At 44.1% G+C, this 24898-nt stretch carries 26 protein-coding genes; 12 read left to right on the top strand and 14 right to left on the bottom strand.

Annotated elements, in window-relative coordinates:
- Nucleotides 1-25: 25 nt before the first annotated feature.
- From ACMH5P_RS07810 to ACMH5P_RS07800, 3 genes are read right to left on the bottom strand one after another with little or no spacing between them, the layout of a single operon-like run.
- Entirely contained in the window at nucleotides 26-1075 is a 1050-nt protein-coding gene (locus ACMH5P_RS07810; RefSeq protein ID WP_459493791.1) for an alpha/beta hydrolase, read from the bottom strand.
- Nucleotides 1076-1081: 6 nt separating this feature from the next.
- Complete coding sequence (locus tag ACMH5P_RS07805) at nucleotides 1082-1534, bottom strand: nuclear transport factor 2 family protein (protein WP_459493790.1); 453 nt, start codon at nucleotides 1532-1534, stop codon at nucleotides 1082-1084.
- Between the two features lie 28 nt (nucleotides 1535-1562).
- Entirely contained in the window at nucleotides 1563-3197 is a 1635-nt protein-coding gene (locus ACMH5P_RS07800) for a carboxylesterase/lipase family protein (protein ID WP_459493789.1), read from the bottom strand.
- 147 nt (nucleotides 3198-3344) lie between these two features.
- Between ACMH5P_RS07800 and ACMH5P_RS07795 the strand changes: the two genes are divergently transcribed.
- From ACMH5P_RS07795 to ACMH5P_RS07780, 4 genes are all read left to right on the top strand, one after another.
- The gene (locus ACMH5P_RS07795; RefSeq protein WP_459493788.1) at nucleotides 3345-4259 is read left to right on the top strand and encodes a helix-turn-helix domain-containing protein; all 915 of its coding nucleotides are present in this window, start codon (nucleotides 3345-3347) and stop codon (nucleotides 4257-4259) included.
- A 1-nt stretch (nucleotide 4260) separates the two neighbouring features.
- Nucleotides 4261-5109 (top strand): aldo/keto reductase, encoded by an 849-nt coding sequence (locus tag ACMH5P_RS07790; protein ID WP_459493787.1) that lies wholly within the window; start codon nucleotides 4261-4263, stop codon nucleotides 5107-5109.
- A 70-nt stretch (nucleotides 5110-5179) separates the two neighbouring features.
- Entirely contained in the window at nucleotides 5180-5638 is a 459-nt protein-coding gene (locus tag ACMH5P_RS07785; protein ID WP_459494203.1) for a (2Fe-2S)-binding protein, read from the top strand.
- A gap of 1 nt (nucleotide 5639) precedes the next feature.
- Nucleotides 5640-7874: a xanthine dehydrogenase family protein molybdopterin-binding subunit gene (locus ACMH5P_RS07780; protein ID WP_459493786.1), complete on the top strand. Its 2235-nt coding sequence runs from the start codon at nucleotides 5640-5642 to the stop codon at nucleotides 7872-7874.
- A gap of 20 nt (nucleotides 7875-7894) precedes the next feature.
- On the opposite strand, the gene ACMH5P_RS07775 is transcribed toward ACMH5P_RS07780, so the two are convergent.
- Both ACMH5P_RS07775 and ACMH5P_RS07770 read right to left on the bottom strand, forming a co-directional pair.
- Nucleotides 7895-8065 carry a hypothetical protein gene (locus tag ACMH5P_RS07775; RefSeq protein ID WP_459493785.1) on the bottom strand — a complete coding sequence of 57 codons (171 nt, stop codon included), beginning with the start codon at nucleotides 8063-8065 and terminating at the stop codon, nucleotides 7895-7897.
- Between the two features lie 117 nt (nucleotides 8066-8182).
- Nucleotides 8183-8701, bottom strand: coding sequence for a GNAT family N-acetyltransferase (locus ACMH5P_RS07770; protein ID WP_459493784.1), 519 nt, complete (start codon nucleotides 8699-8701; stop codon nucleotides 8183-8185).
- Between the two features lie 62 nt (nucleotides 8702-8763).
- Here ACMH5P_RS07770 and ACMH5P_RS07765 point away from each other — a divergent pair, with 62 nt between their 5' ends.
- A complete protein-coding gene (locus ACMH5P_RS07765; RefSeq protein ID WP_459493783.1) occupies nucleotides 8764-9402 on the top strand; it encodes a DUF4386 domain-containing protein in 639 nt (212 codons plus the stop codon).
- Here the strand turns inward: ACMH5P_RS07765 and ACMH5P_RS07760 are convergent.
- Both ACMH5P_RS07760 and ACMH5P_RS07755 read right to left on the bottom strand, forming a co-directional pair.
- On the bottom strand, nucleotides 9376-10191 hold the full coding sequence (locus ACMH5P_RS07760; RefSeq protein WP_459493782.1) for a glycerophosphodiester phosphodiesterase family protein: 816 nt from the start codon (nucleotides 10189-10191) through the stop codon (nucleotides 9376-9378). The genes ACMH5P_RS07765 and ACMH5P_RS07760 overlap by 27 nt on opposite strands.
- Nucleotides 10192-10734 (bottom strand): hypothetical protein, encoded by a 543-nt coding sequence (locus ACMH5P_RS07755; protein WP_459493780.1) that lies wholly within the window; start codon nucleotides 10732-10734, stop codon nucleotides 10192-10194.
- 258 nt (nucleotides 10735-10992) lie between these two features.
- Between ACMH5P_RS07755 and ACMH5P_RS07750 the strand changes: the two genes are divergently transcribed.
- On the top strand, nucleotides 10993-11238 hold the full coding sequence (locus tag ACMH5P_RS07750; RefSeq protein WP_459493779.1) for a hypothetical protein: 246 nt from the start codon (nucleotides 10993-10995) through the stop codon (nucleotides 11236-11238).
- Nucleotides 11239-11260: 22 nt separating this feature from the next.
- On the opposite strand, the gene ACMH5P_RS07745 is transcribed toward ACMH5P_RS07750, so the two are convergent.
- The 3 genes from ACMH5P_RS07745 to ACMH5P_RS07735 are packed head-to-tail and all read right to left on the bottom strand — an operon-like array spanning nucleotide 11261 to nucleotide 15576.
- Nucleotides 11261-12646, bottom strand: coding sequence for a TolC family protein (locus ACMH5P_RS07745; protein WP_459493778.1), 1386 nt, complete (start codon nucleotides 12644-12646; stop codon nucleotides 11261-11263).
- Nucleotides 12636-13946: an HlyD family secretion protein gene (locus ACMH5P_RS07740; protein ID WP_459493777.1), complete on the bottom strand. Its 1311-nt coding sequence runs from the start codon at nucleotides 13944-13946 to the stop codon at nucleotides 12636-12638. Before ACMH5P_RS07740 ends, ACMH5P_RS07745 begins: the two co-directional genes overlap by 11 nt.
- A complete protein-coding gene (locus ACMH5P_RS07735) occupies nucleotides 13933-15576 on the bottom strand; it encodes an ATP-binding cassette domain-containing protein (RefSeq protein ID WP_459493775.1) in 1644 nt (547 codons plus the stop codon). The genes ACMH5P_RS07740 and ACMH5P_RS07735 overlap by 14 nt, the downstream gene beginning before the upstream one ends.
- A 208-nt stretch (nucleotides 15577-15784) precedes the next feature.
- Here ACMH5P_RS07735 and ACMH5P_RS07730 point away from each other — a divergent pair, with 208 nt between their 5' ends.
- The 3 genes from ACMH5P_RS07730 to ACMH5P_RS07720 are packed head-to-tail and all read left to right on the top strand — an operon-like array spanning nucleotide 15785 to nucleotide 17266.
- Nucleotides 15785-15922 (top strand): DUF2256 domain-containing protein, encoded by a 138-nt coding sequence (locus ACMH5P_RS07730; protein ID WP_459493773.1) that lies wholly within the window; start codon nucleotides 15785-15787, stop codon nucleotides 15920-15922.
- Nucleotides 15897-16190 carry a TIGR03643 family protein gene (locus tag ACMH5P_RS07725; protein WP_459493772.1) on the top strand — a complete coding sequence of 98 codons (294 nt, stop codon included), beginning with the start codon at nucleotides 15897-15899 and terminating at the stop codon, nucleotides 16188-16190. Before ACMH5P_RS07730 ends, ACMH5P_RS07725 begins: the two co-directional genes overlap by 26 nt.
- Entirely contained in the window at nucleotides 16190-17266 is a 1077-nt protein-coding gene (locus ACMH5P_RS07720; RefSeq protein ID WP_459493771.1) for an FAD-binding domain-containing protein, read from the top strand. Before ACMH5P_RS07725 ends, ACMH5P_RS07720 begins: the two co-directional genes overlap by 1 nt.
- Here the strand turns inward: ACMH5P_RS07720 and ACMH5P_RS07715 are convergent.
- Both ACMH5P_RS07715 and ACMH5P_RS07710 read right to left on the bottom strand, forming a co-directional pair.
- The gene (locus ACMH5P_RS07715; protein WP_459493770.1) at nucleotides 17246-18685 is read right to left on the bottom strand and encodes a cryptochrome/photolyase family protein; all 1440 of its coding nucleotides are present in this window, start codon (nucleotides 18683-18685) and stop codon (nucleotides 17246-17248) included. The genes ACMH5P_RS07720 and ACMH5P_RS07715 overlap by 21 nt on opposite strands.
- A complete protein-coding gene (locus ACMH5P_RS07710) occupies nucleotides 18682-20154 on the bottom strand; it encodes a cryptochrome/deoxyribodipyrimidine photo-lyase family protein (protein WP_459493769.1) in 1473 nt (490 codons plus the stop codon). Before ACMH5P_RS07710 ends, ACMH5P_RS07715 begins: the two co-directional genes overlap by 4 nt.
- 82 nt (nucleotides 20155-20236) lie before the next feature.
- On the opposite strand from ACMH5P_RS07710, the gene ACMH5P_RS07705 reads away from it, so the two are divergent.
- Entirely contained in the window at nucleotides 20237-20869 is a 633-nt protein-coding gene (locus ACMH5P_RS07705) for a hypothetical protein (protein ID WP_459493768.1), read from the top strand.
- On the opposite strand, the gene ACMH5P_RS07700 is transcribed toward ACMH5P_RS07705, so the two are convergent.
- Nucleotides 20857-21402, bottom strand: a complete 546-nt coding sequence (locus ACMH5P_RS07700; protein ID WP_459493767.1) for a putative polyvalent protein kinase domain-containing protein — start codon at nucleotides 21400-21402, stop codon at nucleotides 20857-20859. The genes ACMH5P_RS07705 and ACMH5P_RS07700 overlap by 13 nt on opposite strands.
- Before the next feature lie 220 nt (nucleotides 21403-21622).
- Nucleotides 21623-23626, bottom strand: coding sequence for a glycoside hydrolase family 3 protein (locus ACMH5P_RS07695; RefSeq protein WP_459493766.1), 2004 nt, complete (start codon nucleotides 23624-23626; stop codon nucleotides 21623-21625).
- 53 nt (nucleotides 23627-23679) lie between these two features.
- Here ACMH5P_RS07695 and ACMH5P_RS07690 point away from each other — a divergent pair, with 53 nt between their 5' ends.
- Together ACMH5P_RS07690 and ACMH5P_RS07685 are read left to right on the top strand one after the other, a co-directional pair.
- The gene (locus ACMH5P_RS07690) at nucleotides 23680-24327 is read left to right on the top strand and encodes a DUF1801 domain-containing protein (protein WP_459493765.1); all 648 of its coding nucleotides are present in this window, start codon (nucleotides 23680-23682) and stop codon (nucleotides 24325-24327) included.
- Nucleotides 24328-24386: 59 nt separating this feature from the next.
- Nucleotides 24387-24878, top strand: a complete 492-nt coding sequence (locus ACMH5P_RS07685) for a 2TM domain-containing protein (RefSeq protein WP_459493764.1) — start codon at nucleotides 24387-24389, stop codon at nucleotides 24876-24878.
- Nucleotides 24879-24898: the final 20 nt, after the last annotated feature.

Genomic DNA, 24898 nt, shown 5'->3' with positions numbered 1-24898 from the left:
TGCGATGCGTTTAAATGGATTGGATTTAATTTAAACCTTTATTTTTAAAAAACGTTTCAAGCAAGTCGGCAATTTGTTGATTGTTTAAATCGGAAAAGGGAAAATGCGTGTTTCCTTTTATTCCAATTTCAGGCAGGTGAACGACTGTGACATCTCCTCCATAAGCATTTACCTTATCCCGCCACTTTCGAGCCATTTCAAGGCGCGCACGCCATCCATCGGCACCTGGATTTTCATCATATTTTTCCGGAATAAAATCACCGTAATAAATGATGATGGGAATTTTGGTTAGTTTTAAAAAGTCTTCTTTGGAGACCGATATTGCTGTCAAGGCACCCGATGAACTCGGTATTGGTTCGGGCACTTCGCCTTCGGGGAATACGAATCCGCTGCCGGGTTCATAAGAGGCAATCGCCTTAATGTGAGGATTTTTGATGGCTGTCGCCCAGCCGAAACCACCGGAATGGGAATGTGTAACGAGAATCCCATCTCCAATTTTATCAAACAATTTGGATGTCGCTTGGATGATGACTTGTGTATCAAATCCTCCAATGTTTGGAGTCATTTGACGGAAATATTGATTTCTGGTTTCCTCATCTTGGGCAAATTGTACTCCTGGGTAGTAATTATTACCCACTCCGACGCGGAATGTACCCCACCACATTTGTTCATCTGGCGTTGGATTGATGGTCGCGGCTACCGTACTTCTGCCGGCATTACCCCGACGAGGTTGATCGATTAAATAAACGCTATATCGTTTACGCAAGAAAATGTTATTGAATCCTTCTCGGCCGTCAGGTGTGCTTGTCCAAGTTCGAGAAAATTGACCGATACCGTGCCAAAAAACCAAAGGTAATTTGCGCGCCTTCACGGGAATTTGATAAGTAATGTAGGCATGGTCCCCGTGAAAAGTCTGCCCCTCAGGCCCTCGCTTAATGGGGTCATAGGTGCCAGGATTCGTAATGACTGTACCCCCAACAGCAAAATTTCCCTGCTCTTGAATGAGCAAGGGGCGCTTTTGTGCAATAACAGGAGATGCAAATAGTAATGAAAAAACGACAAAAAGGTACTTCATTCTTGTTTAGTGTTTGATTTCGTGGGTGTCACGTACGCTGCTAAATGTTAAATCCAACAGTTTCCACTTGTCCCCATTTTTTTGATAAACTTCGGTTACTGTAAATTCGGTTATAGCCACTTGTTCGCGAACGATTGCATCTAATGTAATTCGATTCCAAACGATTGCAGTATTTCCAAACAGCTCCACCGCTGTATCTTTAACGGTGGCTTTTTTGTACCAAATTCGCCCTGTTTTGATGATATCAAGTTCTTCATCCTTTTTCCAGGTTCCGCTCATGTGAACGAATTTTGACTTGTCGTCAAAGAGCTCTTTTAATTTATCGACATCTTTATCGGACATCCACTGCCATTTATCTTGTGAAAGTTTGATTAACGATTGCGCTTCATTGCTTTGTTGGGCCATTCCCACCTGAATGAAAAGTAAGGTAAATAGGAAGGCTAAGACTGTTGTTTTCATGTAATTATTCGTTTTAAAATTTATTCAATTAAATGCCTCTCGACTGGATTGTCCCTCTTTTTTTCATCGCTTTTTCGATGACATCGAATCGAGCTTTGCGCGGGTCTGGTTTGCCAATTGTTTTGCCATCCAATTCTACATCCAACATGTCTTGATTTTGTTCGTTGTATGCAGGCCAACTCGGTAATCCATCGCCGTTGGGATTTCCGGTTTTGGCAAAATTAATCCAATATTGATTCATTTTTTTAGCAAGCTCATATTCGGACTCAGTTGGCTTGGAAGGAGGGCCAAAACGTGGTGCGTCCAGCGTGTTGAACACATAAGAAACTTCAGATCCATGACCTGCGCCAAAGGGAGAGCGTTGCTGGTTGGCCGGTGACACATATCCAAATTGATACATAAAGGTAGGCGCTTTCTTAGAAAGAAATGCCATGGCTGTCATTCTTGCGGGTTCGCCCCAAACCCAATCCGTATTGAATTTCGTGATGACTTCATTAAATGTTTTGTTGTTTTCTGGGTCATATGCCTTTTGGGCTTCTGAAGCTAAATCGCCCATGGAAGCAAATAATTCCTCCTTCGTTTTGGCATTACTAACAAAGGCCCCGCCTATTTCTGCACTACAATTACCAATCATCAATGGGATGTTAGGCTGTCTGCCTGCCATGTAAGAGCTTTCAGCGGTTTCAACAACCAATTTGCCATCAAGAATGGGTCCAGAATAGGTCCTCGGCCCATTGGGGCCATCGGTCTCTTGGCCTCCATCTACGATATCCTCTACATTTAATGCTCTCAATTTTGCTAAAGCTTCGGAATCAGTTCCTTCTATACCTTTTGATTTTGCAAAATTAAGTCCAATTGTCTCTGCCGAAACTTTATATAAGACATCTGCATTTTCTTTATTTATCGGCCGACCAGTTAACACGCCATCTCTTCCACCTCCAGATTCACTAATAAGTTTTTGAAATAAACCCTTTGCGGAAGGAATAGTTAGCAAGGAATGAACGGAAACTCCGCCTGCAGAAAATCCAAAAATGGTCACATTTTTGGGATTTCCTCCAAATGATTCAATGTTATTTTGGATCCATTTTAATGCGGCAATTTGGTCCATATATCCATAATTACCTTTTGGCTCATTCGGAAACTCTTTACTCAAAGCGGGATGCGCGAAATAGCCCAAACGACCTAAGCGATAATTGATTGTCACCAAGATCACACCTTGTTTAGCAAATGAATTTCCAAAATTTTGTGGGCTTGAGCCACTTCCACCTGTAAATCCGCCACCATGAATCCATACCATAACAGGCAGTTTGGAATCTTTAGTCGTTTTTTCCGGCTTCCAAATGTTTAATGCTAAGCAATCTTCTGATGCGTTTGCAGATATCTTTTGTCTTCCTCCTGGACCATATCCCGCTTGTCCACAGTCTTTGCAAAATGTCGTAGCATCACGTTCTCCCTGCCATGGCTTGACGGGTTGTGGTGGTCGCCAACGAAATTCGCCGGTTGGTGCAGCAGCAAAGGGGATTCCTTTAAATATCGACACACCTTCTTCCGTGATTCCACGAACATAACCGGATTGAGTCGAGACAACTGGGGCAGTTTGGGCCCGAATGAATAAAGGGGCAAAAAGCAAAATGGCCCATTTCAATGTTCGTAATTTTTGCATGTATCCAAGAGGTTTATTTATCCTACAAATCTCTTCTGATTACAAGGGAAACCAAGTAGATAAATTACCGCATTTTCTACCATTTTTACTGATACCCGTTTTACATGCGCCGAATTTGTTTAAATTTCGTTTACAAGCTTTTTTTCTATGGTTAGGAACTATTCCGTTGATTCGATAAGTCAGTACAATACTGACAACAATCATCCCACGCTACACCCTTTGGTGAGCGTCATTGATTTCTCCAAAGCCGCCCCACGTTCCTGGGGGGAGGAGATCAATCGAATTAAATTTAATTATGGGCTTTATTGTGTTTTCCTGAAGGATATTAAGTGCGGGGATATTGTGTATGGCCGTCATACCTACGACTATCAAGCAGGCACTTTGGTGTTTTTTGCACCGGGTCAAGTATCTGAATTTGAGATTCCGGCTCCTGTCTATCAACCGAAGGGATTTGGGCTCGTTTTTCATCCGGATTTAGTACATGGGACATCCTTGGGGAAAGCGCTTGCGACCTATCATTTTTTCAGCTACCAGTCGAATGAGGCTTTACACATTTCGGATGCGGAACGACAAGTCGTTTTGGATTGTTTTTCAAAGATTGCGTTTGAGCTAAGCCAAAGCATGGATAAACACAGCAAGAAATTGATCACAGCGAATATCGAGCTGTTTTTAAACTATTGTGAACGCTTCTATGATCGGCAGTTTATCTCGCGTGAACACGTTAACAAAGGTGTTGTTGCACGTTTTGAAGAGTTGTTGAATCAGTATTTTTTATCGGACCGCGCGCAAACTTTAGGTCTTCCTACGGTCGCCTATTTCGCCGAGCAATTACATTTATCCCCGAATTATTTTGGTGACTTGATTAAAAAGGAAACGGGACAATCGGTGAAAGAGCTTATTCAAAATAAGTTAATTGATGTCGCTAAGGAATTGGTCTTTGATGGCGATAAAACGGTCAATGAAATTGCGTATGAGTTAGGGTTTAAATACCCACAACACTTTACGCGCCTATTTAAGCAGCGTGTGGGTAACACGCCGCTCGCTTATCGGAATTTAAATTAATATGAAACATATAACTTTAAATAACGGAGTTGAAATGCCTATTTTGGGCTTTGGTGTTTTCCAAATCGCAGATGCAGCGGCATGTGAACAATGTGTTTTGGATGCAATCGAAGTAGGCTATCGTTCCATCGATACCGCCGCATCGTATGGAAATGAGGAGGCAGTAGGCATGGCGATTCGGTCTTCCGGGATTTCGCGGGACGATTTATTCATCACGACAAAAGTATGGATTCAGGGGAATGGCTACGAGGGGACCCTAGCTGCTTTTGAGAAATCGATGAAGAAGCTTGCCTTGGATTACTTGGATTTGTATCTAATTCATCAACCCTATGGCGACGTTTTTGGCGAATGGCGTGCTATGGAAAAGCTGTACAAAGAGGGACGAATTCGTGCGATCGGGATCAGCAATTTTCATCCGGATCGAGTAATGGACTTAATGAATCATACGGAAATTATTCCGGCAGTGAATCAAGTGGAGACGCATCCATTTCAACAGCAAATTGCGAACCAACAATTCTTAAACGAGCATAAGATTCAAATTGAATCTTGGGCGCCATTTGCTGAAGGACGAAATGCTTTGTTTGAAAACGATACCTTGAGTGGAATTGCCAAATCACATGGGAAATCAGTCGCGCAAGTTGTATTGCGCTGGTTGACCCAGCGAGACATCGTCGTAATTCCCAAAACGGTTAGTCGAGATCGAATGATTCAGAATTTTGAAGTATTTAACTTCAACTTATCTGATTCGGAGATGAATGCCATTCAAAGCTTAGATACACAAACGAGTAGCTTTTTCGATCACCGCGACCCGGCCATGGTACATTGGTTGGGCAACCGAGTAATCGATTAATTCAATTGTTTGATTCTTGTAATTAATGCCAAATAGAAAACGATAAATTGCGCTAAATACGAAAACTATGATCAAGAAATTCACCATTCGAATCAATAAGAAATCCCACACCGTGACGGTGGATGAGAACATGCCATTATTATGGGTGCTTCGGGATATTTTGGACATGAAAGGCACGAAATACGGTTGTGGCGTGGGATCTTGTGGAGCATGTACCGTTCACCTAGATGGCAATGCCGTTCGTTCTTGTCAATTGCCGATTTCGGCTTTGGCCAAACAAGAAATCACAACCATTGAAGGTTTAGCCGAGAAGGGAGATCATCCCGTACAAAAGGCTTGGTTGGACGTCGATGTCGCGCAATGCGGCTATTGCCAATCCGGTCAAATCATGAGCGCGGCGGCGTTATTGAAGAGCACGCCAAAGCCGTCCGAAGAGGATATTGAGAATTTCATGGCAGGAAATATTTGCCGTTGTGGAACCTATACGCGTATTAAAAAAGCCATTCAATTAGCTGCAGCCTCGAAATAAGATGAAAAAGACCGAATCAAATTACAGCAGACGCTCGTTTTTAAAAGTTTCGTCCTTATCTGGCGGAGGCTTGATGTTGGGGATTTCTTGGTTCGCTTCAGCGAAGTCGGAGGAAACCTTGAAGGCATTAGGCGCAGAACCAACTTGGGAGCAATTAACGAGTTACATAAAAATCACGCCCGACAATGTGGTGAAGATTTTCTCGCCTAATCCTGAATTTGGCCAAAACGTGATGACTTCATTGCCGATGTTAATCGCGGAGGAATTGGATGTCGACTTCAAAGCGGTACAAGTGGAACAAGCGAATTATAGCCTTGCCTTATACAATCGCCAGTTTACGGGAGGAAGCCAATCAATCCGACAAGCCTGGAAATTATTGCGTACGGCGGGAGCGTCTGCGCGTCAAATGATTTTGACAGCGGCGAGCCAGGAGTGGAATGTACCCGTGGCAGAGTTAACGACTGCGAACGGGATGGTGATGAACTCCTTTAGTGGGAAGCAAGCTACTTATGGTTCATTTGCTACGGCCGCGTCTAAGTTGGCCGTACCGAAGGATATCATTTTAAAAGGGAATAAAAGCTTCAAGCTTTTGGGAACGCCACAGAAAAATGTGGAGGGGCCAAAAATCGTGAAAGGACAGCCTTTGTTTGGGATGGATTATCAGGTTCCAGGCATGCTAATTGCGATGACGGAACGCCCACCGGCTTTCGGGATGCGCTTGAAGTCATTTGATGCGACAGCAGCGAAAAAGATGCCGGGAATCGTCGATATTTTCCCTATTCAGGTGTATGAGCCGACGCAGAAATTGGCCATGTTTGATACGCGTACGTTCAATGAGGTAATTGCCGTGGTGGGTAAGAATACCTGGGATGTGATGAATGCGCGCAAGGCCCTGAAGGTGGTTTGGGAAAATGCACCAGAGACGAAGGAGTTAGGTATGAATGGGCGAGATAACGTGGTTCCGGCAGGTCTGGAAAGTACGAAGAAACATTATGCCCAAATGCTAGAAATGGATAAGAAACCCGGACGTGTGGAGCGCAAGGATGGTGACCCAGAGAAGGCATTTGCGGAGGCGAAGCATGTGATAGAGCGGACATATACGGCGCCGTTTTTGGCACATAATATCATGGAGCCTACAAATACCTTCGCCCATGTGCAAGGAGACAAGGTTCGTATTTTGGGGCCCATTCAGGGTCCAGATTTTGTTGCCAACACCGTAGCTGCTCGGTTAGGGATTCCAAAAGAAAATATTGAGATTGAGTTGGCGCGTATGGGTGGCGGTTTTGGCCGCCGGGCCTATGGCCACTACATGGTGGAGGCGGTTTTGATTTCGAAGCAAGCGAACGCGCCGATTAAATTGATTTATAAGCGGGAAGATGATGTGAGTGGCGGTATCTACCGACCAACCTACCAAATGACTTATCGCGCGGCGTTTGATGAGAATAAGCGGTTGACAGCCATGCATATTAAGGGCGGAGGCGTACCGGAATCCCCTTTACATGCAAATCGTTTCCCGGCAGGAGCCTTGGATAATTACTTGGCGGAAAGCTGGTCTATCCCATCAAATATTACCATCGGAGCTTTCCGTGCACCGCGTTCGAATTTCAATGCGGCGGCGGAGCAGTCGTTTTTAGATGAGATATCGGAATACATGGGTAAGGATCCGATTGCCTTCCGATTGGAATTATTGCAACGTGCTAAAGACAACCCGGTAGGTAAAAGCAACGATTACGATGCCGCGCGTTACATGGGCGTCTTGGAATTAGTTCGAGATAAGTCTGGCTGGGGAAAACCCGAAAATGCGGGCAAGAAACGCGGTGTTTCGGCGTATTTCTGCCATAATTCTTATGCCGCCCAGGTGATTGACTTGCAAGTCAAAGATGGTCAGGTCATCGTCGATCAGGTGACATCAGCCTTGGATTGCGGCGTCGTGGTGAATCCGGAAGGGGCAAAAAACATGGCCGAAGGCGCGGCGATTGATGGAATAGGGAATGCTTTATTTGGTCAGTTGACCTTAACGGATGGCAAGACGGATCAGAAGAATTTTGATACTTACCGCATGATTCGCCACAATGAAGCACCGAAGAAAATCGACGTGCATTTTGTGCAAAATGAGGTAGATCCGACGGGATTAGGCGAGCCACCGTTTCCTCCGATTTTCGGGGCAATGGCGAATGCCTTGTATAAAGCAACGGGTAAGCGTTTTTACCAACAGCCTTTCCAGCCTCAGCTGTAGGAGTAGGCTTAAAAAGGGAATTAGATCTTGATGTCTTCCGGCTTGATATGCTCAATTTTGCCGTTTCGGGAGACAACAAGGTTGGTTCCCTTTTCCTTTTTCAATTGAGCGGGAATATTCCTCATTACGGCAACTATACGGTTGTATTCCTCTTCTTTGGGCCCTACTGGCGTTGTTATAGTTGATGCCATTTCAGTGGGTTGGTAATGATGATTGACTCATCCGAGATTATTTATTTCCTCATGCAGCAAAGCTACCGGTAATTAGGATACGTGTTTATTCGTTTTTGTAATTTTTCAGTTACCCGATTAAATGATTTTTTGCATCAAAATATCCGTTTGTGCTTCATCCCCAAATTGGAAGATATGCTGGCCGAATTCTACAAAACCTAGTTTCTGATAAAACTGTATGGCGCGCTGATTTTTCTCCCAAACGCCCAGCCAGAGATAGGGGGATTTGCGCTTTTGTGCTATAGCCAATGCTTTTTCAAAAAGCATCAATCCCACACATTTCCCCTGGTATTCCTGGAGTACATAGATCCGTTCGATTTCAAGGGCTTGAGGATCTTGCGCCTCACTTTGTGCCGTCCCGAAATTGACTTTTAGGTAGCCGATTACATGGCCTTTGGTCAAAGCTAGATAAAATTCCGACTTGGGGTTTTTCAGTTCTTTGGAAAGTTTTTCGGTTGCAAAGCCAAATTCCAAATAGCGCTTTAAATTCTCCTCCGTATTTCCCTCCGTAAAGGTTTGGGTGAAGGTTGTCCGACTGATCAACTGCAAGGCCGAAAGGTCTTGGCTTTTCGCTTGTATGATTTGAATCGTATGCATGACCATCAAAGGTATTAAAATTTTTCGCGTTATGCTTTCATGAATTTAATGTAATTTGAACCATGACATCATCTCGCAAAAATTCCCTGACTGCTGGTATTCTTTACCTATTGACTTTCATTTCCATCCCCACCTTATCGCTCTATCACGCGATTCACCAAGCGGATTTTAACACGAGTCAGGCGCCCGCATCTGACGTCGTGCTGGGCGGAATGTTGGAATTACTCATGGCCTTGTGTTGCATCGGAACCGCGGTGGTTTTGTATCCCGTCTTGAAGAAAGAGCAGGAAACCTTAGCCTTGGGTTTTGTAGCGACGCGAATCTTGGAAGCCTCACTGATCTTTGTGGGCGTGGGCGCTTTACTGACTGTCTTGAATTTGCGGACTTTGGGTCCTGAGGCGACGGTGCTCAGTCGGGGCCTCGTGATGTTCTATGACCGTATATTTTTAATTAGCCAAAGTTTTATTCCCGCCATCAACGCGCTTCTTCTCGGAACTTGTCTTTATAAAATGAAGCTCGTTCCTCGCATTCTTCCGATCATCGGAATCATCGGGGCGTTTACATTGACTGGGGGAGATGTTGCCGTATTGTTCGGTTTGGCCGGCCAAAGAGATCCGATGATTGCCTTAACCGCTGTTCCAATTGCCTTGTGGGAATTTTCCTTAGGTCTTTATTTAATATTGAAGGGTTTTAAAGACTAATTGGGGTTTGTCGGTTTGAATTAAATCGATCCCTAAACTTTTTGCTTTACGATAATTGGATACGGTATCCAAAGGGCCTAATAGATCCACAAAAACGCGTATGCCTTGCGTATGTGACTCGTCCACCATTTCTTTCGTTAGGGAATTGAAATCCGCATCAAAGGCATATGGATGCAAGTCTTGTATTTTTAGGTTTATTTGATCTTGTCGGCGAAGACTCGGCATTACTCGCGCGCCCGGATAAGCATTTTTTAATTCGGATAAGAAGCGATCATTTCCATAAAAGCAGGAGCTATCCGCTAATTGATAATGCTGCAATACGTTGATTAGTTTGCTAGGCTCTACTTCCTTGCAGTCGACGTACAAGTAGGTTTTCTTACGATGCCATGTATTCCAATGCCTAACTAATTGGCAAACTTCTGATAAGCTTGGAATTCGTTCATTTTCATAACCTGGTGCACTTTTTCCTGCAGATAAATTTTTTAAGTCGGCGAAAAGCCAATTTTTTACAGATCCCGTTCCGTTTGTGGTTCGTTCTAGACTTCCATCGTGTAAAATGATCAGCTCGCCATCTTGCGTCGTGCGAACATCTATTTCAATGAATTCGACCTGTAACTGGAGTGCCTTTTTATACGTTGACAGGGTATTTTCAGGTGCCGTTCCTGTATTTCCGCGGTGTGCAGAAATCATCGGTGGCAAATTGGATTGGGCTGAAATGCTTACTGCGCTTCCAGCCCCCAATAAGATGCAGATCAATAAAGTATTTTTAATGAACGATTTAAGGTTCATTTATTTCGCGTAATCCGTAAATGAGTCCGTTGCTGATTTTGAACGAATTTCGATTTTGGGATTTGTTAATGCAAAATCGTCGAGGTTTTCGATGCTACGGTTGCCTACTGTAATACGGATGTAATTTTTACCAGAAACAAGATCCGATGCACTTAGTAAAAAACTCAATTTTGCAGCTTGTGAGCCGATGGGGGAATTAACGATCAAGTCATTTTGAGTTTTCACTTTAAAGAAATAAAATTTGGCACCCTGACTAACATTTGGGAAATATATATTCGCCTGAATCGCCTTGCCATTTACAATAATTTCGGGCTTATCAAATGGATTGATGTGGTGCGCATCCATACTTACTTGGGCAAAGGCAGCATCAGAATTTCCATCGTACGTAAATGTCAATAATCGCGTGATGGTACTGGCAGCATTATCGCCTAATTTGATGGTGTCTGCAGAACTTGTTAATTGAATCGAGGCATATTGCGCCTTCACTTGAGTTTGAATGGCTGCAAAGAAAATTACAGCGCAGATTATAAAAAGTTGTTTCATTTTGCTTGTATTTAATGAAACGCTAATTAGCATTAATTTGAACGAATGTAGGTTATGAAATTGTTAAAAACTGCCAACTAGCCTACTCGAAAACAGGGCTATTTTTTTCCAAAAAAAGGGTCAAATTCAAGCAGAAATGAGCTTGAAAATTCTGCCTACTTTTTAATCAAAAGCAACTAATTCCTTAACCGTTTCATTAAATTCCGGACTGTCATTTCTGCTATTTTTGATTAGAAAATCAATAAAAAATCTAGCGTTATGGAAACTCCTCTAAACCTCACAGAACCTCAAATGGAGCTCGTTAGAGCCGTTTTTGAGTCTTATTCTTCCAAAGTGAAATCGATTTTTGATGTGGATTGTTACATCGATCAAATTTTCGAAACCTGTATATTTAAGTCAGAGGTCTTTGATCTTTCGAATGACGATGAATCGGGTGATTTAGCGGTATGCTATTTCAATTTGATTTATGATTACTTAGACATGGTTTACGAAGAGGTTGCCTAAGTTCTGATTAGAACTTTTAGCCTTACATCAACACCCCCGCGCTTGCCTGCAAGGTGTAAATCGATTGAAACAAATAAGCCTGCAAGTCCACCAGTTTTTCGGCCGCTTCCATGGCTTTGGTTTCTCGACTGTTTATCAAGAACAAGGACGACTCGCCCTGTTGGAACCGCGTTTCTTCCGCTTTGACCAAAGCTTGGTAATTGGCCACCGCCTGCTCTTGCGTCTGAACCTGTTTTTGTAAGCTGATGAATTGATTGTAGTAGGAACTTACTTTTACCTGAATCTGTTGGCTTTTTTGCGAACGATTCAAGGTTTCTTCCTCGAGCTTTAGTTTCGCTTTTTGGAAATCCCCCCGGCCTTGCGACAGGCGTAAAGGCATTTCAAATTTGATGCCGTATTGGAAGTTGTTATCTAATAGGCCTGTGCTGTGTAGCTCGAAGCTATTACGGGAAAGTTGGTTGTATTGCAGGTCCAACTTCGGTAGAAGACTCTGAAATTTCAGTCTACGCTCAATCGTTAAAATTTCCAGTTTATTCGTGTAGGCATTTAACGACGGGTGGTTTTCCTGCGCTTTGGTTAAGAGCGATGGAAGATTTAAGTCAAAATTAGCGAACAAGGTTTTGTCGGTCAAAGACCCATCCGGCGTCACGTCCGCAGGCAAATCCATGGGAATATTCCCTTCTTTCCACAAGTAAACCGATAATTCCAAACGGGAATTCTCATAAGCGACCCATTTTGCTTGGTACAAGTTCTCAAAGAATTGCTGCTGCGTAAATGCCTCCAAGGTATCTACAGCGGGTCTTTCGCCTAATTCTACACTTCGTTTTACGAGTTCAACGCGTCTTTTTGCGACGCCTAAGTTGTTTTCTACAATTTGTAAAACGCGATGACTTTTCGCCCAATTCCAATAGGCATTCATGGCCTCGTTGATCAACTCATTGAGTACCAACCGTTGCTCTTGTCCGGCCATTTGAATGCCGATTTTCGCTTGTTGGAGTGCCGCTCGACGCTTATCGATGACCAGGTTTTTGGCCAAGGGCACGCTAATTCCCATATAGGCGGTTTGGCCGGAAGTTTGGCTGGGGTCTAGTCGGCCGCCATTTAGGCTTTGGCTACCCGCACTTAATTCGATTCCGTACCATGTTGGGATGTTTAATTCCGGCGCATGGTATTCGTAATAATTTTTCCCATCCAAGGTTTTCTTGCTGCTGTAGTGGCTTAAAATGGGATCAAAACCACCCCGCGCGCTTAATAATTCGGCGTTCGATTTAAGAACCCCGATTTGCGCTTGACGAGCCTGCGGGTGATAGGTTTGTACGATTTTCAGGAAGGCCTCTGGGTGCAGGGTCTTCGACTGGGAATTAGCCAAGAAACTTATCAATAAAAAAAGAATCAGCTTACTTCTCATCTTTCTTTTCTTCTTTTTTGACTGTGTAATAATCCGCCGGGAAGCCGTTGATGTTTCGCCATAATTCATACCAAAGTGGCACGTCGTTTAGCAGCGCAATACCTTGTGCCCCTGCCCCTAATTTTAATTGAGGTGGCCAGCGTTTTTCTTTGGGGTCTTCGACCACAATGACGCGGAATAAACCCTTATCATTAATTGTATTTTCTACCGCTAGAATCTTTCCCCCAAAGGTTCCGAAGCTTTGATTCGGCCAACCACCTGCGAAGATGATTGCCGGGAAACCATCGAAAATAAATCGAACCGTTTGACCCGGTGCTACCAGCGGAAGATCCACGGGACGTACATACATTTCAACTGCGTATTGCTTCGATTTTGGGACAATCGTTAAAAGGTCTTCGCCCTCTTTGATGATCTCACCAATACCCGCTTTGTTGGCCTGAATGATCTGGCCATCCTGCGGAGCTAAAATGTAATACATTCCATTCCGTAGCGTATAATTGGAAACTTGATTCTCCAATTTCGCTACCTCTCCCTTGTTATTTTCGATTTGTCCGAGGCTCTGAAAACGCTCACTCTCAGCCTTGTTAATTTTCTCGTCGTATTCTTGCTCGACGCTATTCAATTCAATTTTGGTATTCGCCAAATCTTGTTGGGTTTGCGCGACCTTATTTTCCGCTGATATCTTTTTCGCCTGCGCATTTTGTACGGAAACGCTCCGTTGCTGGAACTGAGTTTGGGAAATTAAGCCCTCCTTGTACATCTTTTGGTTACGATCATATTGATCTTGGGCCAATTGATATTCATTAGTCACTGCGGCTAGTTCCGCTTTTTCGCTCGTAATTTTCTGTTGCAATTGAACGAGTTTGTTCGACAATTGAGACTTCTTCAAGGTCTTCGCTTGACGAAGGTTATTGATTTGTGCCTCCGTGGCGGTCACTTTTTGGGTATAATAATCCAAGGAGTTTTTCTTCGCGTCCAATTGGGTTTGGGTACGTGCGATCAACTGTGGATCGAGGTAATCTGCCTTGATCTCACTGATTTTTACCAATGTATCCCCTTTGGAAACGAGGTCCCCTTCCTTCACCCACCAGATAGCAATTTTACCCGCGATGGGGCTATAGATCTTTTGGGGTTTCTGTTCCTGGAAAAGTCCGGTTACATTTCCTTTGGCTCGGATATTTTGGGTCCAGGGAAGGAAAATGATCGCAAGGATCAGCATTAGAAATCCGATAAGCCATGGTTTCAATTGGGTAGACCGATCCAATCGGTAAATGGCCTGTTTTGATTTATATTTTTCCATGTTGAAAAGTCAATGATTTATTGGGTTTGAACGATGGATGGATTTGATTCGATACGACCACAACCGTACATTTTTCACCTAATTTGTTCAAATACTGGCTGATTTTTTCACCAGTTTGTGAATCAATCCCTAACCAAGGGTCCTCCAAAAGCAAGAGTCTTTTTTCACCGCAAATGGCGCGAAGTAAGAGGATTTTTTTCACCCACGTTTGTGGCGTTTTCTTGCCAATGGGCTCAATTTGTGTCTGAAAACCTTTTGGGAAATACGAGATGAAATCATCGATGCCCAAATTGGTTGCCGTTTCCAAAATCAATTTCGGCGTGATATCCGCCTGACCCAATTGAATATTCTCAAGGATCGTGCCGCCAAAAATTTCTTGGCCATGGAGTAACACGCCTGTATGTTGTCTCAAGGTCTGAATGTCATAGTTTTGAATCGGAACTTTATTCACCAATAAATTACCCATGAAATCCGAGTAATTTCCGGTCAACATCCGTAAAAACAAGGATTTTCCAGAGCCTTCTTCCCCTTGAACTTGTACCTTGTCGCCTGACTCAATATGCATGTTTAAATCATTCAAAAGGGGTACACCCTCTTCGAATTCAAATTTGAAATGTTGCATTTGGATTTCCAAACCACGATCTGATGTCAGCGTCAAATTGCCGGAGGATTCCAATGGAATCTCGGTCACCGATGAAATCTTTTCTAATCCCGTTAGGACATCATAGGCGCTATCCATGCTCGTGATGAGCTTCTCCACCGCCGCGATAATCATTAAGATAACGATTTCTGCCGCGATGAATTCCCCAATGTTCAATTGCTGGTTAATGAGTAGGTAGGTGCCTAATGTCAACATCAATACCGTCAAACTCACCTTGAAGAAGATCAGCGCGCGGTATTGTAACAGGAGTACTTGAAAGTGTTTGGTACGCGACTGAACATAGCCGAGAACGTTTTGGTCCGTTCTGCTGATCGTTAACTCCGCTCCCCGACTAAACTTAAAGGATTTTAGGGTTCGCGCCAATTCGCCGAAGAATCCTGTCACTTCATATTTGTAGTTGGATTCCTCAATACTTGTCTGAATCCCAGAAGGACTCGTATAGCTCAAGATGAGTCCGAGAATCACCAGAAGAGCGATACCCAAACCGATGTACAATGGGTGATAAAGCGATAACAAGATGATGCCCAAGATGATTTGCACCGAGGCGATGGGAATATCGAGTAGGAGTTTTGAGAAGCCTTTTTGAATGTTTAGGGTCTCAAAAAAGCGGGTAATTTTCTCCGGCATGAAATAGCCATCGATGTATTTAAGATCTACCTGTGGAATACGTTCCGCAAAATCGAAGGCATACGAGGCGAAAATTTTCTGTTGAATCGACTCAATAATCTTCATTTGATTCATTTGCAGAATTCCTACGAGTAGGACACCGAGTACCACGAGAAATATCAAAACATAAATGGAAGTCACCATGGTGGCACCCATGACCAAACCAATGATGGTTTGCACGCCCAAGGGCAAACTTAAATTCACCAATCCACTTAGGGCTGAAAAGAGGTAAATAGAAACGACTTCTTTCTTGTAAGCACTTAGCAAGTGGCTTAATCGCTGAAAGGGATGCTTTTTTGTCATGTTCGATTCAATGTATTTGCAAAGCTAAATATACTTTTTCGTATAATAGTGTCCCAAACTTCATTAGCATCATTAATGTTTGTATGGATGGTCTTAATATTTGTTAATGCTAATCGTCCATTCTGTGGATTTCATGGACTTTTGTAATTATCAATAAATTAAAACTTTTCGTTGGATATTATGTTTTAAACGAAGCAGATTATCATTTATGCAAGGCGTTAAGAAACAACATTTACCCTCTAAGACCTGCCCCGTATGCAATCGCCCCTTCGCCTGGCGTAAGAAATGGGAACGGAATTGGGATCAAATTATTTATTGCAGTGAAAAGTGCAGACGTAGCAAATAGATTTACCGACGAGGATATTGACCGAATCATTCAAATGGCTTGGGAGGATCGGACGCCCTTTGAGGCAATTGAATTTCAATTCGGCCTCAAAGAAAAAGAGGTCATCGAATTCATGCGTCTCAATAGCAAGGAATCTAGTTTTCGGATGTGGCGCAAACGGATGTCGGGCCGTGGCACCAAACATTTACAAAAACGGGTTGCCGTAGACCCTCGCTTCAAATGCACGCTGCAACGCAGTATTAGCATGAATAAAATCAGTAAGCGCTAGTGAATTTCCCAACTACCCTTGAAGCCGTATTTGAGCGAATCGACCGATTCGATCCTGAGCGTTATGCCCGTTCTCGGAACTTTATCCATGGGGCTGTTTCTTACCTTTCGCCTTATTTATCGCGCGGGTTCATTACGGTCCCTCAAGTTGTTGAGCGATTAAAAGAACGCGGTTTTGGGATCGAACAGGCCGAAAAATTCATTCAAGAATTAGCGTGGCGGGAGTTTTATACCCGAACCTGGTTTCAGAAAGGCGATCAAATTTTTGAAGACATTCGTCACCCACAGGAAGGGGTTTTGCATTCCGGTTTGCCCGCTGCTGTCCTTCATTCCTCGACGGGAATTCAGGCACTTGATAAGCATTTGGCAGCGTTCCCCGAAACTGGCTACCTGCACAATCACCTAAGGATGTACCTGGCAGCTGTTACCTGTAATGTGGGGAAATACCATTGGTCGGCACCTGCATCCTGGTTATACTACCATTTATTGGATGGGGATTTGGCGAGTAACGCCTTGAGTTGGCAATGGTGCGTCGGAACCTTCAGCAATAAACTGTATTATGCCAACCAAGAAAATATCAATAAGTATGCGGGAACGAATCAGGTAGGAACTTTCCTCGACTATTCGTACGAGGATCTGCCCATGCAGTCGGCCCCCGAGGTGTTGAAAGAATACATCAAACTTAAATTGGAATTTATTCCACCCGTGACAAAGCCATTGGAAATAGATCCTGACGTTCCCACATATATTTATACCCACTATACGCTTGACCCGAGCTTCCATGCGGATGAACCCGGGAATCGTATTTTGGTCTTAGAACCGAGTCATTTTGCTAAACATCCGATATCTCCGAAAGTCCTGCAATTCATCCTGGATTTGGCGAAAAATATTTCGGGCTTACAGGTTTATTATGGGGAATATGCGGATCTAAATGTTCCTGGAATTTTCCGGGATCATCCGATTAATGCGCATTTTCAAGGGTTAAGGGAAGAACATCCGACTTTGGTTCCGGGCCTTGTAGGGGAGTTTGCGAGTTTCTTCTCCTATTGGAATAAATTAAGTAAAAAGCTTCGTTAAAAATGTTTCCGCGTTGCTTAGGTGGGCCGACTTTTTTTCCTCAGGCATCTTATCCCAGGTACTAATTAGCATCGCCCAGCGGGGATTCTTTCGGAATGTCTCCCTTTGCTTATCCAAGAAGCGCCAGAAAAGGCCATCCCAAATTTCCTGCCATTCTCCTTTCGGGTAATCACTCATTTTTAGGATGTAATTCGAGCCGCAGATATAGGGTTTCGTGGTCATCAAGCCACCGTCACTGAATTGCGACATGCCATAAATATTAGGCACCATCACCCAATCATAGGCATCGATGTACATTTCCATGAACCAACGATAGACGGCATCCGGTTTGATTTCGCACAATAACATAAAATTTCCGAGCACCATTAGGCGTTCGATGTGGTGATTGTAACCCGTTTTTAGGAGTTTTTGAATGGTTTGATCGATGGGTGCTAGGCCCGTGGTTCCGTCATAAAAGGCCTTGGGCATTTCGTGGGTAAAATTCCAGTAATTTGTCGTGCGCTGCTGAACCCCAATCTTGCGGTATAGTAACTGAACGAATTCACGCCAGCCGAGCACCTGACGAATAAAGCCCTCCACACTATTCAATGGCCCGCCGGATGTGGCTACCCGTTCGATGACCTTGGCCGGATTGAGCAAACCCGCATTAATTAGGGGACTTAAAATGCTGTGGAAAAGGGTTTTTTCGTGTGCTTTGATGGCATCCTCGTAATCGCCGAATAGATGCATGCGTTCCCGTAGGAATAAGTCTAAGGCCGACTCCGCTTCGAGGTGCGTAACTGGGTAATACGCGCCCGAAAAGGGCAAGTCGCAAGTCCCCGGATTGTTGGGGAAGTGATGCTCTACATATTCAATGGCTTCTCGAATGTATTGGTTGGGTTCTTGGATCGGGAAAGGTGCCGGGATAAAGGTGTTTTTCGGAATCTTCTTCCGGTTTTCGGTGTCGTAGGTCCATTGCCCACCCAGCGGCTTACCGTCGTCCTCCAATAAGATGCCGCGGTCTTTTCGCTGTTGCGTGTAAAAGGCCGTTTGAAAATAGGGCTTTCGGGTACCGAGCAACGCCGTGTCGGTATTGAGAAAATTTGGGCTCGGTAATAATTGCACGTCGGCTCTCCGACGAAGCCGTCGTTCCACCAGGTAATCATTCGGGTCAAATAGCACTACTTCACCTGAAAGGGAGGCCGCTAAAACAAGTTCTGAGGAACGTGGATCTTGGGATTCAATGTATTCGACGTTCTTTCCTGCGGCCCGGAGCCGGTCGGCAAAGGCCCGCATACTCGCCCGGTGAAAGAGCAGTTTTTGCTTGTGGAAGGCGTATTGTTTGAAGAATAAATTCGATTCAACTACATAGAAGATATCCGCCACTTGCTCGAGTGTCTCTTCAAATAACTGATGGGGAAAGATTAAAAATGCACTCATGTGTTCGGATTATTCACGTGTTTTTCGAGGATTCGCGCCCCCTCTTGTCGGGCCTTCTTCGTCTTCCGCAATCCCCAAACCTGATCGGAAGCGGTCTTGCGCGTTGCTTCTAAATCGACCACGGGTGCAGGATAATCCACGCCTATTTTTACGCCATAAAGCGTTTGCTCCATATCACTTAGTTTCCAAGGTTCGTGGATGAGGGTCGCAGGTACTTGTGCGAGTTCGGGTACCCATTTTTTGATGAACACCCCGTCTGGGTCATGCGCAAACGAATTCTTAATGGGATTATAGATTCGAATGGTATTTATGCCCGTTAGTCCGGCTTGCATCTGAATTTGTGGGTAATGAATGCCGGGTTCATAATCCAGAAATTGTTTGGCCAAATGAATCGCCGCATCCCGCCAATCCTGCCAAAGGTTAAAGACAAAAAACGAAACGACCATGGCCCGCATCCGGAAATTCAAGTAACCCGTCGACGCGACACAGCGCATGCAGGCATCGACTAAAGGCACTCCAGTTTTACCAGTTTGCCAGGCTTGAATCAAGGCTGGGTCCGCGGATTTTTGGAGACTTTGGTAGGCTTTGTTGACCGGTTCAAATTCCATCCGACATTCATCTTCGAATTTCTGCATGAAATGGCTTTGCCAATGCAGGCGGGAAATGAAGTTTTGCAAGGAGCGTTTATTTTTCGCCTTGGGATAATGCTGCAGGGTATAGGTATAGGCCATGCGCATGCTGATGTTACCGTAGGCGAGGTAGGGGGAGATCCGACTGCAGGCTTTCCGACTCGCCTCCGGTTTACTGATGGAGGAGCTATATCCCGGATGCCGTGTTTCGATGAAACTTTTCATGTATTTCCAGCCCCAATATTCGCCACCCTCTTGAAAAACGGGATTTCGGGTTTTGATGGCCTCCGGTAATTCGGGACCTTTCAAGCTGTTATAAAAATCCGCAGGTAGATGAGCTAAATTCCAATTGTCTTCGCGCTGAAAATAGGGTTCATGGCGCATCGTTTTTTCCCAGCGTTGCTGCCAAGTTTTGCGCGATTTGAGTCGGCGGATAACGCCATTCGTTGGCGTTTCATTCCAAACGATTCCATTTTTTTGGCAGAAATTCTGCATGTGTAAATCCCGCTGATAACTGAGGGCATTCCCAATCTCTTGGTGGGAAAAGATTTGTTGAATGTCGTAGGTTTTGTTTAGCGTTTCCATCACAGGCTGCACCTCTGCATGGAAAAGGTAAATCTGACCATTTCGATCTTCCAATCGGCCCTGCATTTCCATGAGCGATTCATGGACAAATCGCCAATGCCGCAAATCGCTGTCGGCCGATTCCATCATTGAAGGCTCAAAAAAGTAGACCAATAACGCGGGGATATCGGTCGACAAAGCCCGAAACAAAGGTTCGTGATCCGTGAAGCGGAGGTCGCGTTTGAACCAGACGATATGGATGGGAGATTTGGGCATACCTACTAAACTTTAAAACCTTTGGGATGTTTTAAAAAATAAAAGTGTAGTTTTGCAGCGTCTTAATTCCTAATGTATCAAAATGAAACAATATCTGTTCGCCGCCTTATTATGTTTTGTCACCTTCCTTTCAAATGCTCAAACGGGTAGTATCGAAATGAGTTCGGGGGGATTCTCTTTTATTCCTGCCTTTACCTCGAAGGAACCGAATATCATCATCAATGCGAGCACGAATCCGAAGAAGCGCTTAACAGGTTCTTTGATGTATATGATGCGTATGAAGAGTATGACGCCTACGACGGTGGCGCTCTTTACCCGCTATCGATTTATCGATCGTAAGTTTAAGGCGATTGTTGGGATCCATATTCCGGCATTCCAAATGACGGAGGAATACAAGGTGACGAGTTTCTTTGGTCGGGAATTAACGATGATTTATCCGTTGAACGACAAGTGGAACATTGGGTCATTTATTCTCAATGGAAATGCGCGCAATACAGATTTTAAAGTGACGCTGATTTCTGGGAACACGAATTATCATTATAAAAAGTGGAGTCTATTGACCCAGGGATATTATTTAAGTGTGGGGGATTTGACGGGCGTTGCCGAGACCATTACCTATGACTTGAATAAACATTTTCAAGCGAAGGCTTTTGGGAATTATACCCTGACGGATGGGCAGGCCATCGCGACGGTGGGCTTGAATTATAAGTTATAGGAATTTGTTTGGGGCCGGAAGTACTTTTGGGTGGGTGCAATATAAAAAACCGTATCCACAAAATAGAGCATCCCATTTTGGGTAAGCACGTTCTCATCGTGTAAATCTTCCAAAATGAGCCCTAATTCTTCATGGTAGTAATCATGATTTTTGGTGTTACGAAAACCGTTATACTCCAAAAATAATTTGACTAGATTTAAATCAGTTTGTTCTGTTGCTTTTACAAAGGCTTGTTCTACAACGGCATATACTACGTTTTTGTCCTTGTAGAAACCCAATAATTGATAAGCGGTATCTGGGAAAAACAAATTATTGAGCAGCAGATTGTGCAAATAATCTATCCAAGATGCATAATAAACAGCATCATTCAACTTCAAAACAGTTGCCCCGTCCTTTAAGTAAACCTTTTGTTCAGCGCCTTGCGAAACGTAATTTTCGACATTTATGGGTGATATCCAAAGGTTGTTTTGGTCGGCAAATTCAATTAGGCGCTTTGTTTCTTGTTGCTTGATTTGCTTGTATTCTTGAGCCAAAGTGCCTGAGCCTTGGCTTCTTTAAAGGTAACTACAGGTTGTTTGGATAAGATGGTGGTACTTAACTTGGCTCTCTCCTGAAAGGATATATTGTATTTCATCTTTCATGTTATTTAGGGTATTACAAAGGTAGGAAAATTAAGCATCCCTTTTAAGAGATGCTTAATACCTCCTAATTTACTGAGTCTCCCCAAACATTCAAATCAGCTTGTTGATAATCTTAATAACTCAATCCTTGTCCGAAGGCAAACAGGCCATAGCCCGGTCCTTCCATGTGACCAGGTACGTCGGATTTATTATTCTCCACGGCGGCTTGACTTACCGGAGTCGTGAATGGCATTTTCCCAGTCGGGTTATACGCTCCGCTCACAATATCCAATAATGCCTCCGGCGTTGTTCCAAAAGTCGCAATGACCGATTTTACTTTTCCCTTGTCGATTTCTTCAATCACCCATGGATTCGTGTAATTGATTGCAACGATCGTTGGCTTGGCATTCAAGATTTCATTCACATGATTTACATCGATGCGATTCGCCGATAAATTCAAATCGATTTTCGAACCTTGTGAGCTAAATAATCCGCCTGCGGAAGGAACCAACCACAATAAAACGACATCAGCTTCCTCCTTCGTAGAGACAAACTCCAAGCCTGGATAATTGGGCTTGATTACTTTCACCGCTTCTCCGCCACTGCGCCCAGGTTGCGAATAGGTCTCAAAATACACCTTGGTTTTCTTCGCCAAAGGTAAACGCTTGTCATCGTTGCGCAACAGCACAATCGATTTGCGCAAGGCTAATTCCGCCGCCGCAACCGCGTCTTTATTTCCGACGATTTTCTTTGCCTCTTCCACATCCACATACGGATTTTCGAATAAGCCTAACTCGAATTTTTCAGTCAATAATTTCGCAACCGATTGGTTGATACGCTCCTCGCTAACGAATCCTTTCTTCACCACTTGAATCAAGGTCGTTGGATCCGCTGCACCCGAGAAAATATCCACACCCGCATTCAAAGCTTTTTGGTAACGCTCCTCAATGCTCAAGTTTTCCACGCCCCAAGGCATCATTTCAATGGGGCCCGTATCTGAGTTGATGATACCCTTGAAGCCTAACTTCGCTTGTAATAAATCACCGATCATCGCCTTGTTGAACGAGAATCCAACCTGTTCAAATTCCTTTCCTTTCGGAGCCGAATAATAGGGCATGATGGCCGAGGTTCCTGCTGCAATAGCTGCCTGGAAAGGCTTCACGTGGTAGTCGAACATGCCCCCTGGATAGTGCGCAAATTTACCCCAGTCGAAGTGCGAATCTTGTCCTCCTTCTTGTGGGCCACCGCCTGGGAAGTGTTTGGTGGTCATGGCGACCGACTTATTCGATAATTTGTTTCCTTGGAAACCTAATACGATTTGGGTAATCATTTTGGATGCTAAATCGGCATCCTCGCCGAAGGTTCCTTCCACACGGCCCCAACGAGGTTCTGTGGCCAGATCCGCCATGTACATATAGCCCTTGCGTAAACCTACCGCACGCCATTCGCTGGCCGCCGTTTCCGCAAATTTGCGCGTTAAATCGAAATCGCGCATCGCTGCCAAACCTAATTCACCCGGCCATTTCGAGAAGGATGTTAACCCCACGCTTAAACCCACTGAGGCATCCGTCGTCACGTGATTACGTGGGTTGGACGCTACGATTGCGGGAATACCCAAGCGTGTGCTTTCGCAAAGTGCTTGTAAATTATTTGACCAGCTCGCTAAAATCGCGGGTTCCGCATTGGCACGAAGGATAAAATGACGTAAGTGAAATTGCGTCACACCTTTGGTGGTGCCGGCTGCCGACATGTTCGGTGCTCCCAGCGGTTTGCGGGTGAACATATTTGTGTTTTGCACCAAATCCTCCTCATTAAATCCATCAGTGATGGTGGTTTTCGGACCACCTCCTTGTACGCCATTGGCGAAGACTTGATCACCGCCCATACGGGTTGTGCTGATCAACATGAATCCCAATTTTTCCTCGAGGGTCATTTGGGAGACCAAGTCTTTGACACGCACGGAAGTTGGCAAACGCCAATCTTCATATTGATCCAATTTATTATTCTTGTTTAAATCCTTAAAGGATAATTTCCCGATGCGCAAGGTAGGCGATTTCATCGCCACTAACACCGGTTGTGTTTGGGCAAATAGGTTGCCTGATGCGAAAAGCAAGGCTAAGAGGATACGTGATTTCATAGGATTTTTCTTTCTTTGTATAGGAAAGTAATTCCGTACGCAATTCTAATCATATGAAAGACCCGAATGTAGATGAATTTATGCAAAGTGCCGACAAGTGGCAGAAAGAGATGATTTACTTGCGTAGCATTTTGTTGGATTGTTTATTAATTGAAACCTACAAATGGCGTATGCCCATTTACATGTCGGGCTCCAAAAATGTCCTTGGAATTACGCCCCTAAAGGATCATTGTGCGCTGAATTTTTTCAAAGGAGCCTTATTGCAAGACGAAGAAAATTTGTTACTCAAACCTGGCGAACACACGCAGCTGGGTCGTTGGATGAAATTCGATTCTTTCAGCGATATACAAGCCAAAGAAGACTTGATTAAAGCCTATGTGATTGAGGCGATTGAGGTAGAAAAATTAGGTATTACACTTGAGAAGCCTACGGAAATCCCCTATCCAGAAGAGCTAAAAGAAATTTTTAAAGCGAAGCCTAGCTTGAAGCAGGCTTTTGAAAAACTGACTCCGGGTCGCCAAAGAGCGTATCTTCGCTTCTTCACCGATGGGAAACAATCCGAAACACGGAAGTTGCGAATTGAAAAAAATGAAAAATATATCCTAAAAGGAATTGGTATCACCGATTGCATTTGTGGCTTGACAAAACGGAAGCCGAGTTGCGATGGATCGCACAAAGCCATCAAGCATTTTAAAAGATGACGTAAACAAGTCAGGTAGCTGACGTTTGTTGATAGGTAATTTAAGCCCAAATTTACCCCATGAATTTTGGAGAACAATTAAAGGAACTACGTAGCTCGAAGGGACTCACGCAGAATGAACTGTCTGAAAAAAGTGGTGTCGCACTTCGGACCGTGCAGCGCATGGAGCGCAATGAGGTGAAACCGAGTCTGTATTCAATGAATGCAATTGGCGAGGTGCTTGGGGTCAATTTACCTTTGTTGTATGCTCCGGATGACGAAACCGAAAAAAGAAATATCATGGAAAGTACAGACCAACAATTGTGGGCGCTCGCGAAAAGACGGGCCAAATTTAAAAGAGGTATTAGTGCCTATTCATTAGTCATTCCGTTTTTGTGGATAATCTGGTATTTATCAACACCTCAAGAATTCCGCTTTAACCATATACCTTGGCCGATTTGGCCGATGTTAGGCTGGGGTTTGGGATTAGGCATCCAATATGTCTATGCCTATGTCATCGAGGTAGGATCCTTGGAACAACAGGAATACGACAAACTAAAAGGTCGAAAATAGAAAGCCAGCCGCAATTTGCG

Source organism: Aquirufa sp. 5-AUSEE-100C1, from assembly GCF_054558655.1.
This window is presented reverse-complemented; position numbering and strand designations above follow the sequence as displayed.

Coding starts and splice junctions, on each gene's coding strand:
- ACMH5P_RS07810 (WP_459493791.1), bottom strand. CDS start 1,075: ATGAAGTACCTTTTTGTCGTTTTTTCATTACTATTTGCATCTCCTGTT.
- ACMH5P_RS07805 (WP_459493790.1), bottom strand. CDS start 1,534: ATGAAAACAACAGTCTTAGCCTTCCTATTTACCTTACTTTTCATTCAG.
- ACMH5P_RS07800 (WP_459493789.1), bottom strand. CDS start 3,197: ATGCAAAAATTACGAACATTGAAATGGGCCATTTTGCTTTTTGCCCCT.
- ACMH5P_RS07795 (WP_459493788.1), top strand. CDS start 3,345: ATGGTTAGGAACTATTCCGTTGATTCGATAAGTCAGTACAATACTGAC.
- ACMH5P_RS07790 (WP_459493787.1), top strand. CDS start 4,261: ATGAAACATATAACTTTAAATAACGGAGTTGAAATGCCTATTTTGGGC.
- ACMH5P_RS07780 (WP_459493786.1), top strand. CDS start 5,640: ATGAAAAAGACCGAATCAAATTACAGCAGACGCTCGTTTTTAAAAGTT.
- ACMH5P_RS07775 (WP_459493785.1), bottom strand. CDS start 8,065: ATGGCATCAACTATAACAACGCCAGTAGGGCCCAAAGAAGAGGAATAC.
- ACMH5P_RS07770 (WP_459493784.1), bottom strand. CDS start 8,701: ATGCATACGATTCAAATCATACAAGCGAAAAGCCAAGACCTTTCGGCC.
- ACMH5P_RS07765 (WP_459493783.1), top strand. CDS start 8,764: ATGACATCATCTCGCAAAAATTCCCTGACTGCTGGTATTCTTTACCTA.
- ACMH5P_RS07760 (WP_459493782.1), bottom strand. CDS start 10,191: ATGAACCTTAAATCGTTCATTAAAAATACTTTATTGATCTGCATCTTA.
- ACMH5P_RS07755 (WP_459493780.1), bottom strand. CDS start 10,734: ATGAAACAACTTTTTATAATCTGCGCTGTAATTTTCTTTGCAGCCATT.
- ACMH5P_RS07750 (WP_459493779.1), top strand. CDS start 10,993: ATGGAAACTCCTCTAAACCTCACAGAACCTCAAATGGAGCTCGTTAGA.
- ACMH5P_RS07745 (WP_459493778.1), bottom strand. CDS start 12,646: ATGAGAAGTAAGCTGATTCTTTTTTTATTGATAAGTTTCTTGGCTAAT.
- ACMH5P_RS07740 (WP_459493777.1), bottom strand. CDS start 13,946: ATGGAAAAATATAAATCAAAACAGGCCATTTACCGATTGGATCGGTCT.
- ACMH5P_RS07735 (WP_459493775.1), bottom strand. CDS start 15,576: ATGACAAAAAAGCATCCCTTTCAGCGATTAAGCCACTTGCTAAGTGCT.
- ACMH5P_RS07730 (WP_459493773.1), top strand. CDS start 15,785: ATGCAAGGCGTTAAGAAACAACATTTACCCTCTAAGACCTGCCCCGTA.
- ACMH5P_RS07715 (WP_459493770.1), bottom strand. CDS start 18,685: ATGAGTGCATTTTTAATCTTTCCCCATCAGTTATTTGAAGAGACACTC.
- ACMH5P_RS07710 (WP_459493769.1), bottom strand. CDS start 20,154: ATGCCCAAATCTCCCATCCATATCGTCTGGTTCAAACGCGACCTCCGC.
- ACMH5P_RS07705 (WP_459493768.1), top strand. CDS start 20,237: ATGAAACAATATCTGTTCGCCGCCTTATTATGTTTTGTCACCTTCCTT.
- ACMH5P_RS07695 (WP_459493766.1), bottom strand. CDS start 23,626: ATGAAATCACGTATCCTCTTAGCCTTGCTTTTCGCATCAGGCAACCTA.
- ACMH5P_RS07690 (WP_459493765.1), top strand. CDS start 23,680: ATGAAAGACCCGAATGTAGATGAATTTATGCAAAGTGCCGACAAGTGG.
- ACMH5P_RS07685 (WP_459493764.1), top strand. CDS start 24,387: ATGAATTTTGGAGAACAATTAAAGGAACTACGTAGCTCGAAGGGACTC.